Origin of the sequence: Chryseobacterium gleum, from assembly GCF_900636535.1 — a bacterium.
In the GTDB taxonomy this organism is placed as follows: Bacteria; Bacteroidota; Bacteroidia; order Flavobacteriales; family Weeksellaceae; genus Chryseobacterium; species Chryseobacterium gleum.
The window spans coordinates 5,327,601-5,340,607 of record NZ_LR134289.1 but is presented as its reverse complement, the minus strand read 5'-3'; the positions used below and the strand labels follow the sequence as shown (position 1 = coordinate 5,340,607).

The 13,007-nt window shown below is 35.5% G+C and carries 12 protein-coding genes; 11 read left to right on the top strand and 1 reads right to left on the bottom strand.

Annotated features, from left to right (window positions below):
* Window positions 1–9: 9 nt before the first annotated feature.
* From EL165_RS24570 to EL165_RS24545, 6 genes are all read left to right on the top strand, one after another.
* The gene (locus EL165_RS24570; protein WP_002980866.1) at window positions 10–783 is read left to right on the top strand and encodes a histidine kinase; all 774 of its coding nucleotides are present in this window, start codon (window positions 10–12) and stop codon (window positions 781–783) included.
* Complete coding sequence (locus EL165_RS24565; protein WP_002980867.1) at window positions 758–1,468, top strand: LytR/AlgR family response regulator transcription factor; 711 nt, start codon at window positions 758–760, stop codon at window positions 1,466–1,468. The genes EL165_RS24570 and EL165_RS24565 overlap by 26 nt, the downstream gene beginning before the upstream one ends.
* 111 nt (window positions 1,469–1,579) lie before the next feature.
* Window positions 1,580–1,969 (top strand): hypothetical protein, encoded by a 390-nt coding sequence (locus EL165_RS24560; RefSeq protein WP_002980868.1) that lies wholly within the window; start codon window positions 1,580–1,582, stop codon window positions 1,967–1,969.
* Between the two features lie 95 nt (window positions 1,970–2,064).
* Complete coding sequence (locus EL165_RS24555; RefSeq protein ID WP_002980869.1) at window positions 2,065–4,344, top strand: cation:proton antiporter; 2,280 nt, start codon at window positions 2,065–2,067, stop codon at window positions 4,342–4,344.
* A gap of 105 nt (window positions 4,345–4,449) precedes the next feature.
* Window positions 4,450–4,929, top strand: coding sequence for a hypothetical protein (locus EL165_RS24550; RefSeq protein ID WP_002980870.1), 480 nt, complete (start codon window positions 4,450–4,452; stop codon window positions 4,927–4,929).
* A gap of 51 nt (window positions 4,930–4,980) precedes the next feature.
* Window positions 4,981–5,508: a hypothetical protein gene (locus EL165_RS24545; protein WP_228370539.1), complete on the top strand. Its 528-nt coding sequence runs from the start codon at window positions 4,981–4,983 to the stop codon at window positions 5,506–5,508.
* 6 nt (window positions 5,509–5,514) lie between these two features.
* On the opposite strand, the gene EL165_RS24540 is transcribed toward EL165_RS24545, so the two are convergent.
* On the bottom strand, window positions 5,515–5,718 hold the full coding sequence (locus EL165_RS24540) for a hypothetical protein (RefSeq protein WP_002980872.1): 204 nt from the start codon (window positions 5,716–5,718) through the stop codon (window positions 5,515–5,517).
* Between the two features lie 708 nt (window positions 5,719–6,426).
* Here EL165_RS24540 and EL165_RS24535 point away from each other — a divergent pair.
* From EL165_RS24535 to EL165_RS24515, 5 genes are all read left to right on the top strand, one after another.
* Entirely contained in the window at window positions 6,427–7,449 is a 1,023-nt protein-coding gene (locus EL165_RS24535) for a LysM peptidoglycan-binding domain-containing protein (RefSeq protein WP_002980873.1), read from the top strand.
* 1 nt (window position 7,450) lies between these two features.
* The gene (locus EL165_RS24530; RefSeq protein WP_002980874.1) at window positions 7,451–8,284 is read left to right on the top strand and encodes a DUF4280 and LysM peptidoglycan-binding domain-containing protein; all 834 of its coding nucleotides are present in this window, start codon (window positions 7,451–7,453) and stop codon (window positions 8,282–8,284) included.
* A gap of 36 nt (window positions 8,285–8,320) precedes the next feature.
* On the top strand, window positions 8,321–10,798 hold the full coding sequence (locus EL165_RS24525; protein ID WP_126358710.1) for a M23 family metallopeptidase: 2,478 nt from the start codon (window positions 8,321–8,323) through the stop codon (window positions 10,796–10,798).
* Between the two features lie 5 nt (window positions 10,799–10,803).
* Window positions 10,804–11,718, top strand: coding sequence for a hypothetical protein (locus EL165_RS24520; RefSeq protein ID WP_002980876.1), 915 nt, complete (start codon window positions 10,804–10,806; stop codon window positions 11,716–11,718).
* 129 nt (window positions 11,719–11,847) lie between these two features.
* The gene (locus EL165_RS24515) at window positions 11,848–12,984 is read left to right on the top strand and encodes an SH3 domain-containing protein (RefSeq protein ID WP_002980877.1); all 1,137 of its coding nucleotides are present in this window, start codon (window positions 11,848–11,850) and stop codon (window positions 12,982–12,984) included.
* Window positions 12,985–13,007: the final 23 nt, after the last annotated feature.

Here is a 13,007-nt window from a genome sequence, read left to right as displayed (position 1 = left end):
TCCTACATTATGGAAGGCAATTACTACATGATTCATGATTATCTGATATTCATCGGAGTTTTTGCCATTTTCCTGTTTCTGACAACAAGTATTTATCTCTTCAGCCAGAATCATAAACTGAAACAGAGAAATACCAAACTATCAGAAACCAACAAACTTATTGAACAACGTCTGAATGAAGTCCGTCTGGAACACATAGGTACTAAGCTGAACCCGCATTTGTTTAAAAATATTCTCAATTCAGTTCAGTCACATGCCTATCAGACGTATATGTCACTGGATAAGCTGGCCAATGTGCTGGATTATATTTTATACGAAAGCAACAACAAGTTTGTCAGTCCTAAAGAAGAGCTCAATTTTGCTTTAAGCCTTATTGAGATTAATAAAATCAAGATCAATCCCCTCTTCGACTTCAGAATCAAATCCAGGATCAACAAGACCGATTCCGTATATGAAGAAAAGGTATTTGCCCCGTTGATTTCTGTAGACCTTATTGAAAATGCTTTCAAACATACAGATTTTCTCGCCCAGGACTCTTTCATTTCTATTTACATGGAGCTTGAAAACGGAATTTTCACCATGAAAGTAAGCAATAAAGCTTCTTTAAAAAATATTCTGGAAAAAGAAAAAAGCGGTTTTGGAAGTCAGTCTTTTGATCAACGGCTTAAGATGATCTACAGTACGTATTACCAGCTTGAAAGAAGCTCAAGAAACGGTGTTTTTACAGCAGAGTTAAAAATCAATTTAGGAGAATTCTATGATAAAATGCGTTATTCTGGATGACGAATTACTGGCGATCAGTTATTTAAAACTTCTATGCGAGCAGATCGAAAATGTAGAAGTTGTAAAAGCATTCAATGATCCTAAGGTTTTTCTGAATGAAATAGACAGCATCGACTGCAATCTGTGTATTCTGGATATTGAAATGCCCGGAATAACAGGTCTTCAGGTAGCTGGGATTATTTCAGGCTCAAAAAAAATCATCTTTACAACCGCCTATAAAGAATACGCAGCAGAAGCTTTCGACCTGAATGTGGTGGATTACGTAAGAAAACCTATAAAAAAAGAGCGGTTGATCCAGGCATTTGAGAAAGCGAAGGAACTTGTGGAAGACAGTCCTAAAAAGCCATTTATCGAATGGAATACCAACATTGGAAAAACCGTTATATTCACAGAACAGATTTCTTATATCAAAACCTCCGAAATTGACAGCAGGGATAAAGATATTATACTCAGCGACGGAACTACCATTGTTTTAAAAAACCTGAATTTCAAAAATCTTCTGGAAATGCTGCCATCCAAGGATTTTGCACAGGTCAATAAAAAAGAGATTATTGCCCTATCTTCTATTAAAGTATTTTCAACCAACGAAATTATTACAACCATTCCTTCGGAAGACCATACATTTCTGAAACTCCAGATCGGAGATGCCTACAAAAATTCTCTGATGGAGCGATTTGGGAAATAATCTTTCTTCAGATATTTTCTGTTTCATTACAGAATATACCCGCTTTATTACAGCGCATCTTTTTCAATATACAATCCATTTTACTTTTGCAGAGAATTAAATGATTTTATAATGAAAAACTTTTTCTATGCTGCTGGAATTCTCATATCCGGTTTCTGTTTTTCCCAGGAGACTACTTCAAAAGTTAAGGCTTCCTTTTTTGACGGAATAGCAACAGCCGGATATGTAGATCATGGTGCGTTTATCAACTTCACAGGCCCGAATCTGAACTTTACTTATAAAAATGCCAAATTTATACTGGGAATGCTTCCTTCGCTAAGGATTAAAGAAGACAGATCATCCGGAACAAAAAACAGTCCCATTATGCCTACTCTGGGAGCTGGTCTGACAATGGTTTATAAAAAGATTGCCGTTCAGATTCCTGCTTACTATAATTCAAAAACGGCCGATCAGAATGGCAGCTGGAAGATAGGAATTGGGCTTGGTTACTCTTTCAGATAGATTTTATTACATTTTTTAGAACATTCATTACATTTTAAAAAAAAGAGTATTTAACATAACTATATTCTTATGAACTTTGCATCAAAATTGGAATCATGAATTTGGGGAAATACAAAAATTTAATTTTCTATATTACGACCATCGCAGTCTTTTCCGGACTGATGTATTACTTCATTATCGAAGGACAAACGCTGGAGGTAAAAGAAAATATCGTTGCCAGCACCAGCAGTGGCTCTACCTGGGAAAATTTCCTGGAATCATTTAAAACCAATCTTCACCATCCGCTTGCCTTATTGTTGGCACAAATTGTCACGATTATTATGACCGCAAGGCTTTTCGGATGGATTTGTATGAAAATAAAGCAGCCTACGGTAATCGGAGAAATGATCGCAGGGATTGTACTGGGGCCGTCACTTGTCGGAATGTACTTTCCTGAATTTTCAGCATTTCTTTTCCCTAAAGAATCTTTAGGTAATCTGCAGTTTCTGAGTCAGATAGGTCTTATCCTTTTTATGTACATTGTAGGAATGGAGCTGGATCTGAGCGTATTAAGAAAAAAAGCTCATGATGCTGTGGTCATCAGCCATGCCAGTATCATTATTCCTTTTGCACTGGGAATAGGACTTTCCTATTTTGTGTACCAGGAATTTGCTCCGGACGGTATTCAATTTACTTCTTTTGCTTTGTTTATAGCCATTTCTATGAGTATTACTGCATTTCCGGTTCTGGCAAGGATTGTACAGGAAAGAAACCTTCAGAAAACCAAACTGGGAACTATTGTGATTACCTGTGCTGCCGCAGATGACATTACGGCATGGTGTATTCTTGCTGCTGTAATTGCAATTGTAAAAGCAGGCTCTTTCACCAGTTCTATTTATGTGATTATCATGGCCATTGCCTATGTATTTCTAATGATTAAAATTGTAAGGCCTTTCCTGAAAAGGGTTGGAGACCTTCAGGTAGGAAAAAATACAATCAGCAAACCCATGGTGGCTATTTTCTTCCTGACATTAATCTTATCCGCATATGCTACTGAAGTAATCGGTATTCATGCTTTATTCGGAGCTTTTATGGCGGGAGCTATCATGCCGGAAAATGCAAAGTTCCGAACCCTTTTTATCGATAAAGTAGAAGATGTCGCCTTAGTACTTCTACTGCCGCTATTCTTTGTATTTACGGGACTTCGTACACAAATCGGCCTGCTTAATGACAGCCATCTGTGGATGACCGCAGGATTTATTATTCTGACTGCTGTTCTAGGAAAATTTGCAGGAAGTGCCCTTACAGCAAAGTTTGTAGGCATAAGCTGGAAAGAAAGCTTAACGATCGGAGCCCTCATGAATACAAGAGGTCTTATGGAGCTTATTGTCCTCAACATTGGGTATGATCTTGGTGTTTTAAGTCCTGAAATATTTGCAATGCTAGTGATCATGGCCCTTTTTACAACTTTCATGACGGGACCAGCTCTTGACTTTATTAATTTCATTTTTAAATCTAAAAAAAATCAGGACGAACCTATTCAGGATAATGATTCCAAGTACCGTGTGCTTCTCTCATTTGACAAGCCGGAATCAGGAAGTACCCTTTTAAAACTGGCTCACAACTTTACCCATAAAATGAATGGCAATAAAAGCATCACAGCCATGAACATTGCACCGGTAGATGAGATGCATGCCTATGATAGTAACGAATATGAAAATTCACAGTTTCAGAATGTAATTGAAACCTCTCAGGATCTTAATCTGGAAGTTACTACCCTCTTCAAGGCGTCTACTGATATTGAAAGTGATCTTACCAGCATTACCAATAAAGGACATTATGATCTGCTTCTGATCATGCTTGGCAAATCTATGTATGAAGGCAGTTTATTAGGAAGATTATTAGGCTTTACAACCAAGATCATTAATCCTGAAAAACTGCTGAACACAGTAAAAGGTAAAGGAAATATATTCAACAATTCTCCTTTTGACGATTTTACCCTTCAGATTCTCGACAAAACCAATATTCCTGTGGGAGTTCTGGTGGAAAAGGATTTTAACGCAGCAGATAAAGTATTTGTTCCGATTTTTAATCTGAGTGATTTCTACCTTCTTGAGTATGCTAAAAGGCTGATCAATAACAATAATTCTCAGATTATCATTCTGGATGCTGCAGGACAGATCAGAAATAATATTGAGGTAAAAGAACTTATCAGAAGTATTGAACAGGTGGCTCCCAATCATATTACGCTGTATAATGAGAAAAAAATTGAGAAAGAATTCCTGAACTCTCAGGACCTGATGCTGGTCAGCAGTAAAAGCTGGAAAAACCTGATCGATACCAAAAGTCTTTGGCTTTCTGATATCCCATCTACATTAATAATTTCAAACCCCTAGACCAAAATAACACACCGATATTTCTATTTCTACCGGAAGCTGTAAATATTATTCGTTGTCTGTAAAGAAAAAACGGGTATATTTATAGCTTCAATTTTTTGGGACATGCTGATTAACAGTGAAAATGGAGTTATAAAGCTGGAAACCTTTAGTACCGGACTTTATAAAGGAATGAGTCTTGATCAGCTGAAACAGTCTGATTTTTATAGAGAAAAGTATCATGATGTGTGGGATGTAAAAACCGGATATTTCTGGTATTATTTTAAGCTTATAGAAATACAGGGATATCAGGTATCTTTCAGACTGTGCTTTTTTGAAAATCAGCTGGACATTGTTCACATGAACACATGGGAAAATGGTGATGCTAAAGACTGGAGTGAATGGACGGAGGAAAAAGAAATGAATGTCTTTCACAGGAACAACACTTTTCTTACAAAGGTTCTGAATAGATCTCCAACCCAAAAAAAGAAAAAACCTTTCCCAAGCTGCACCTTCAAGTTTCCCTGGGGAAATGTTTGGTCGGTATACGACCCGAGAAGCGCCGCCAGCCTGATGGGAATCTATTATAATGAAGAGGAAAAATAAATAAAATAACTTATAACCAAAGATTAAGATTGTAATATGTGCCGATATGCCATGATGGTTTACAAAGGTCATTATGCCTGTTTCAACTGCCGGAAAACATTCAAACGCCGCCACCTTAAAGATGTGGACCGGGATGCTCAGGTTTCAGTGGAAGCCAAATGTCCTGAATGCGGAAATCTGATGGCTAATATGGGACTCGACTTCAAATCACCACCTAAAAATGATGATAAGCAATGGGCCCATATCCAGGATTTGTATACCGTCGGAATTACTTTTCATTCGTGTGGATGCTCCGGCCCCGGTTATATACCGCAGGACCGGAAAGCAATTATTGAATATCTGGAAAAGATCCGATCAGAATATATGAAATCACTGGTATTCTGGAGATATCGTATTGAACCTGAAACAAAAAAAGAAAGGGAACTGGATTATCAGAAGAACAGCTCACATCTATGGGCCGTCAACCGTAATGCGTTCAAGGAAACTGTCACGAATCAGGAAGGAATTAACTATTGGCTTAAAAGAATCAATGAAGTTGAGGAAAGACTGAATATTATTAAAGCTGATCAAAAGAAATAACAGACGTTATTCTGCCAGTTTCAGAAGCTTTTTGAAACGCTCTGCTAAGTTTTTCTCCTGTTCAGACGTATAATCAGCACCGATATTAAATCCACGTCCTGTAGTATTACTGATCATAATGATATTTCCATTTTCAAAGTAATTCCTGGTTGTGATAACCTCGGACTTATTAAAATACGGACTCTCCTCCTTCTGCAGATTCTCCTTCAATATCCTTCTTTTTGAAAGAAGTCCATTTTGTCATGGAATTGATTCTTTTAAAATTAGCCTGAATAGGTTTTATCCTATTTTTTAAACTCTCGCTGGCCGTAGTATCTTTCTCATTAAATGTTTCTCCAATCTTTACAGTATCCTGTGCTTTAGTAGTGAAAAAAACAGACGCTTGATCGCCTGACTTCTGAGCCTATACAGAACCCAACTGATCAATATTATGAAAACTCCGTGTAAGAATCTATTCTTCATATTGGCTTTTTATAGCTTTAAAATTAATAATAACTTTTGGTTGTATTTGTATATCATGAAACCACAAAAGTTTCTTATTTGCTTATTGTAAGTTACAGCGAACTGTTTTAAAAGTATACAAACGTTGAAAACCCTTATAGCAGCTGAGATTCCTTCGGAATGACAAACTGTATGGATAAGCCATTATTCCAATTGTGTCATTCCGTAAGAATCCATCCGCATTAAACCAACAAGAAAGCATCAACATAAATTTCAATCCTGACCAACATCACAACTGGAGACATAAAAATTCCCATCCTCCGGAGGGGTGGCGAAAATTCAAAGAATTTTTGACGGGGTGGTTATCTATATGGTATCAATCTCATGTCGTAATTCTACTACAATTTTCAAAATTTAACCCCAAAAATTAATTTCAAATACAGTTTTTTAATAGCTTTATAGGATAATTCACTTTGGATGGAAATTGATTTCTTACAATATCAGGTACGGAATGGAGACACGCTGACTTCTATCGCTTCCCGGCTGGGCATGACCGGTGAAGAACTGAAGCTGTTTCATAATGATCATTGTGAAAAAATGGACAGGATCTGGTTTGAAAACCTTAATAAAGTAAAAACGATCTTTGTTCCTGTACATTACAAAACAGAAGTACAGAAAGAACAGGAAAGAAAAAATACTCTTCCGTCACAACTCTCTCCTTCCTTTTTTGCCACAACATACACTGTTAACGAAAGTTTTGAAAGCCCTTTTGAAGATCCGGTTAACATCGGTTACACCATTGATCTTAATCTCCGCAAAGACCAAAACAAAGAACAATATATTGCAAGCTACATCCAGAAAGATTTTACATCTGATGGAAACACGCCTGATGATAAAATAAGCAGTCTTTCTATTGCCTGCATGAAAAGTATTATGCCCCTTGAGTTTATTATTAATAAACATGGCAAAATCACGGGGCTTGCAGATCATAAAAAAATCACTGACACTTTTATCCATCAGCGTAAAGATCTTGAAGAGTTCTATATAGGAGAAGTTTCTCAAAATTACATGAATGCTTTTGAAAGAAATATTAAAGACGAATCATTTTTATTACAGCAGTTTCAGAGTACGCTTCTTTTTCAGACGCTGTTTCCGAAGACAGACTGGTTTCAGAAGAAAACAAAGTGGAAAGAACCGCTTTATTTTTTACAGAATTCTTTTCCGGTACAATGTGAAATCAATATAGAACAGGAAAATGGAGGCGAAAACACTGTTTTAATGATTTTGAATGGCAAAATCAGTGAATTATGTACATCCCAGGAGATCCTGCGTGGGATCAGGCTTAATGAAAAGACATCGGAACCTGCATCAGGTACCATTATATTAGAATACACCACCCACAAAAAAAATAAAAATCTTCTTCAGGCAAAAGCTTCGGTTTCATTGAGCCATGAAGGATTATCAATACACCAACACCATATCAACATAACACAAGGATAATATGAAAAATTATGTCATACAAAAAGGCGATACGTTCAGTTCGCTCGCCCGGCAGTTTAAGGTGAAAGATGAAGGAATTTTAAAAACGTACCACAACCTTCACTGCCCGCCGGAAGATGTTATGCAGGAACCTGTTCCCGGAAAAAAGATTTTAATTCCGGAAGATCCTCAACTTATTGCTGAAGAAACAGAACCTCATAATACCTCTTCATCCTCTGGAGAAGAATATACAGAAAATACTAGTCCGGGGGAAGAAAATCCAGAAGGAGAACAACCATCTGAAAAAGCTGAACAATCGAATAAAGAAGAAAAAAAGGAAGATAATAGTGAAGACAATAGTTCTACCCCTCATGAAGGAAAATATTTCGTTGTGCAGAAAGGAACAGTACAGTGTGATCAGGGATTCAAATTTCCAAAATTTAAGGTAACAAGCCATCAGAAGCATTACTGGAACGACGAAGAAGGAAACGCTGATTATCTGGCTGTCACAGAAGATGATTTGCAGCTCGATCCTGCAGCACAACCATTCGGGCAATGTAAGCTTAAACCGACTTCAGGAGGCTATCTTCCCTGCGCTTACGCTCCTGCCGGAAAATGGCAGAAAACCTATGAAAAGGTAAAAGTGATGGGGAAAAGCTGTCTTACGGAAATTTCAGAACTGATGTGCAGCACGGGAGGGAAAATAACCATTCTCAAGCACGGACAGCAAAGTGAAGCAGGCAAAAGCAATGTTGCCAAAGCAAATACGCAGGAACAGCAGGTTTATAATCCCGTTGTAGATTTTGATGAATTCAAGGAAGATACAAAAGGAACAGACGAACTTTATTACAGCTAAGCCATGACAGGAACTATTACCGGAAATCAGAATCCTTTGGCAGGAACAACATATTCCTACGAAGTAAAACCTTCCCTCCTCTCATTCGGACTGAAAGGTGAATATGAATGGTATCTTTACAAGAAACAGAAAAACGGAACCTGGAAAGACATCACCGGAAAGCCTAAAACCGGTGAAAAGGTAACTTACCGATTTGGAGAAATAGCCTTAGGAATAGAGTTTCAAATGAAAGTCTACGAGATTAAAAAAGCTATTTTACCAGGACTTCCTGCCAGCAAGGAACTGGCTGGAACCCTTATCTTGATTCCAACAAGCAATAAAGTGTCAAAAATAGATAAAGTAGTTCTCTTCAACCGGGGAGCAGCTAACGTCAATAAAGCCAGTTATCGTGATACCCTTATTGCGCAGGCTCATTGCATTGGCATGTTTAATAAGGAGATTGAATTCCATCTCTGGGAAGATGATGCGCCGGGAAAAGGCCATGATCCTGTCATTAATAAAAACAACCGTCATACCCGCAGCTACAAAGCTCTGGTGAATGCAAAAGGTATTGCAGAAGTACAAATCCCCCTGATGTCTGATGAAAAAATCCTTCGCCAGATAGCCAATCAGTTTATGATGAAAGGTGACAAAAGTGAAGGAGCCAATCATGAATATTATGTTACGGCAAGCTATTCAGGTCAAATTCAGGGAGCAAGCCAGGTGAACGTAGATGTAGCTAATCCGGATTATAAGGGACAATCTCAAAATCAACCTAAACCGCAGCCTCAAGGACATACTCCAAAATTCACACCAGGACAAAAAGCTCCCAAACAGCCTGATCCTAAAGGCAATATTATAGAAGCTGTTTTCATTGATGATAAAGGAAATGAACTTTCCAAAGTTGCTGTAGGGGATAAAGTAAGGGTCAGGATTCATTCCAAAAATATGGTGGGAAAACACATTCAGTATGTAGTTTGGGAATATGATACTACGTCTAATGATGAAGTTTACAGAAGCGGAAACATTAAAATTCCTGCCGATGTATGCGACACTTCAGGGTTTGTCATTACAAAAGATATTTTTGACAAAGGAATAGACTCCCCTATCGGCGATCCAGACTCGGATAAACAAAACTATTTTATCGAAATTATTTCCAAGGATCTTTCTGCGGAATCTCAGAAATTTGGGGTAAATCCGGAAGGCCTGATGCAGGTGGAGAAATTGAAGAGTGCGGCGGCGGTGCAGAATACACAAAAACCAGATCAACCAGGAAGTTGTATATGTCAGGAACAGTATAAAGATTTAGTATGGGGAGGAAAAGTAAGTTGTGAGTTTAGAAAGAAAGTAGTGCAAATATGTGCTGAATTATGGGGAGAAAACAGAAAAATGGAAATGGCCAATGGGTTAATGGCTGTTATGAATGTTGAAACAGCAAGTTCATTTAAAGCACACCAAATAATGGGGCAAACTTTAAAGAATGTCAAGGCTATAACAAAAGATGATTTCTGGCTTGTTCAAAAAGATAAAAAAACAGGGAAAGAAGTTCGTACTTCACGAGCAGTAGGGTTAATTCAATTTACTCAATCTGCATTACAAGCAATTGGAGAATTTAAATCTGGTAGTGGATTTGATAAATTACATGAAGTAAAACTACGTTTTGCTACAATGGGAGAAATTAAACAGCTTGACTATGTCAAAAAATATTTTGAGCCTTCTAAAAATAAAATTAAAACCCCGGAAGACATCTATTTACATGTATTTGCTCCTAAAGGTGTAAACCAATCAGACAATTACGTTTTATATGAGAAAGGGACTATTGAATACACTCAAAATGAAAGTGTTGATAAAAAAAGTAAAGGAGCAAATAAAGGAGACGGTAAGATTCAACGTTCAGAAATTTTAGAAAGATATCATGATAGTTATAACGATGGGATTACTAATAAAACACAAAAATTTAATTGTAATAATTCTCCTGAAACACCAGATGTAAAGGAATCATCAAAATGCCCAGAAGATTGTTCACAATGCTTTGAATATTCTGACGTAATAGACAATCCTAAATTAAATGATCAAAGTAACAATGTAAATAAAAATAGATTCCACAGAACCCCTCGGTACAATAACAAACATCCAAAAGGCTACTATCATACAGGTACGGACATCTTAGCACAATTAGACAAAGAATTAAAATCACTACTGTGTGGAGAAGTCGTAGAAGCTCTTGACACAAAAGGTGATTTAGGAAAAATAGTTACTATTAAGTCAAAAGATAAAAATGGTAAATTTATTTGGATAAGATACTGCCATTTAAACTCATTTTCTGTATCAAAAGGACAGAAGATAAAACATGGAAAAATTTTTGGTAAATCGGGTAATACTGGTAATGCAAAAGATATTTTGCCTCAGTATTATCATGTTCACATTGAAGCATCAACTGACGGAGTTTTCTATGGTGGAACTACACGTGTCGATCCAGAACAATTTATGAAAACAAAATTCGATGAAACTATAAAAGGAAATCATATTAAATAATAAACATGAATAAAATATTTTTTATAATCATTGCAATTGTCACTTTACAAAGTTGTAATGGACAAGAAAAAAATAAAAGTCAAAATTCTAAAACGACTAAAATTACAGTCCAAGATGACAACACTATCAATTTTCTAGATGTGAAATACCAAGCAACTGGTTTTTTCATTCCAGATATCTCCAATCCATATCCAACATATACCTATTCAGATAAAAAAATAGGTATTTTCAGTGTAGACTATGTTGGAAAAAAGGATGATGCTCAATATTTTTGGAATCCTAATAATTCAAGAGGTTATTTTTCAAAATCCACGAACCTTGAAAATGATTCCCAAAATTCAAAAGCAATAAAAAATCTTATTAAAGATAATGATTACTATATAGTTGCCGCTTATTTACCTGGTAAATTCATTACTTATACAGGAGGGGAAGATGGAGAATTTGAGCCAAAACAAAATGCAAAAACAACATTCTACTTATATGAAGACAGAAAATGGAAACAAATAGGAGAAATAGAAACTTCAAAGATTCCAGAAGATATTTTAGCTTTTGAAACTAGTCTTATTCAAAAAGAGCTCTTTAAAAATCTCAAAAACAATTCACCAACTTATGATGGTATTCATTCTACTTCAGTAGAAACAGAAGCTACAACAACTGGGATGGCTTCTATTTCATACAAATTTGATATTAAAAAAAGTAATATAGTCTTAACATTAGATACATATAAGGAATCCAACCTGTGCGAAGGCAAATATACAGGTATCGAAAAAAACAATCAATTAGAAATCTATTATAGTGGTGATCAACTAAATTGTGTAAGTATTGATCCAAAATTTATAATTAAACAGGACAAAAATCAATTTTATATAAAAGGAATTGGAGGCGAATCTACTAATAGTGAGTGGATAATGATGCAATAAATATACTTTTAACTATCAAAAAAAGATGGTTTAAAAAAATAATTATTACAATATAGGCCATCTAGAACTTCTGGGATTTTAATAAGACTAAAAAAGTCCTATTGTTGAATTATAAAATAAACACAAATAATGAAAAACATTTCTTTAGCTCTTTTGTATTCATTTCTACTTTCCTGCACTGCACAAGAAAGTAAACTTCAATTGCGTAATATCAAAGATATGATTTCATTAAAAGACACACCTTATAACATTACAGATGAAGGAGATGGCACAAAATCGAACTATGATGACCTATCTCCCGAATTTATAAATAAAGCGAAAAAAATTTTAGAGCAAAGAAAATTTCAATTTTCTGACGAAAATACCTTTAATCAAAAAATTTTGGATAAATTTTCTTTCAATTTAAAAGATTATAAAAACTCCATAATTGCGCTACGTCCGGCAATGTTTCCAGAGGTAGCTATTGAAGAAAATAAATTTATTTTTATTCAGGATGCCGGTGCTGACGAACCAGATTTTATTAATCCTGACTTGTTGTATCATTTTAATTCTTACGTATTTTATAATACTCCCGTATCCTATATTTGGCTGCAAACAAACAATTCAAATCTTTTATATGATTTAGTTGTTTACTATGGATACAATAAGGATAAAAAGCTTGTAGAAGCAGTATTTAAAAAATTCGATTTTAATAGTCTTTCCGATATGGAGCAGTTAATCTTTATAGATTCTGACGGGTATAAAAAATTGAAAAAACAAATATTTGACGATATAGAAACCATTATTTATAAAGGCAAAGTTGAAGACTTTTCTTATGCTAAAGAAGGTAATGGTTATTTAAGAATAGGTGATATTATAAATAAAATATCATCATCTCCAAAAGAATATTTTGAACCTGAAAAAACAATATCTAATTTATTTGAGAGAGAATTAAGAGTTGGAATACAAGGTGATATTGAGAGCTATTTAAATAAAAATCCAACATTTAAATCAAATCTGGAAAAAAACAAATTTTATGATTTACCTACTTTAAAAGACTATGTGAAATATATTTACCAAAAAGAAAGTAATACCAATTTTATCATTCAGGATAGTGATGGTTTTACCAACCTCAGAAAGGAGAAAAACTCTTCTTCCCAAATCCTACAAAAGATAAACACAGGTGAACAAATTGAGGTTTTAAACCAGAATGGAGATTGGTGGTTAGTAGTTTCCAAAGAAGGTAAAAAGGGATATGTTCATAAAAGCAGGATAAAATCTGAATAATAACCCTTTGATTGGCAAAAATA

Coding starts and splice junctions, on each gene's coding strand:
- EL165_RS24520 (WP_002980876.1), top strand. CDS start 10,804: ATGAATAAAATATTTTTTATAATCATTGCAATTGTCACTTTACAAAGT.
- EL165_RS24535 (WP_002980873.1), top strand. CDS start 6,427: ATGGAAATTGATTTCTTACAATATCAGGTACGGAATGGAGACACGCTG.
- EL165_RS24570 (WP_002980866.1), top strand. CDS start 10: ATGGAAGGCAATTACTACATGATTCATGATTATCTGATATTCATCGGA.
- EL165_RS24545 (WP_228370539.1), top strand. CDS start 4,981: ATGATGGTTTACAAAGGTCATTATGCCTGTTTCAACTGCCGGAAAACA.
- EL165_RS24530 (WP_002980874.1), top strand. CDS start 7,451: ATGAAAAATTATGTCATACAAAAAGGCGATACGTTCAGTTCGCTCGCC.
- EL165_RS24555 (WP_002980869.1), top strand. CDS start 2,065: ATGAATTTGGGGAAATACAAAAATTTAATTTTCTATATTACGACCATC.
- EL165_RS24550 (WP_002980870.1), top strand. CDS start 4,450: ATGCTGATTAACAGTGAAAATGGAGTTATAAAGCTGGAAACCTTTAGT.
- EL165_RS24560 (WP_002980868.1), top strand. CDS start 1,580: ATGAAAAACTTTTTCTATGCTGCTGGAATTCTCATATCCGGTTTCTGT.
- EL165_RS24565 (WP_002980867.1), top strand. CDS start 758: ATGATAAAATGCGTTATTCTGGATGACGAATTACTGGCGATCAGTTAT.
- EL165_RS24515 (WP_002980877.1), top strand. CDS start 11,848: ATGAAAAACATTTCTTTAGCTCTTTTGTATTCATTTCTACTTTCCTGC.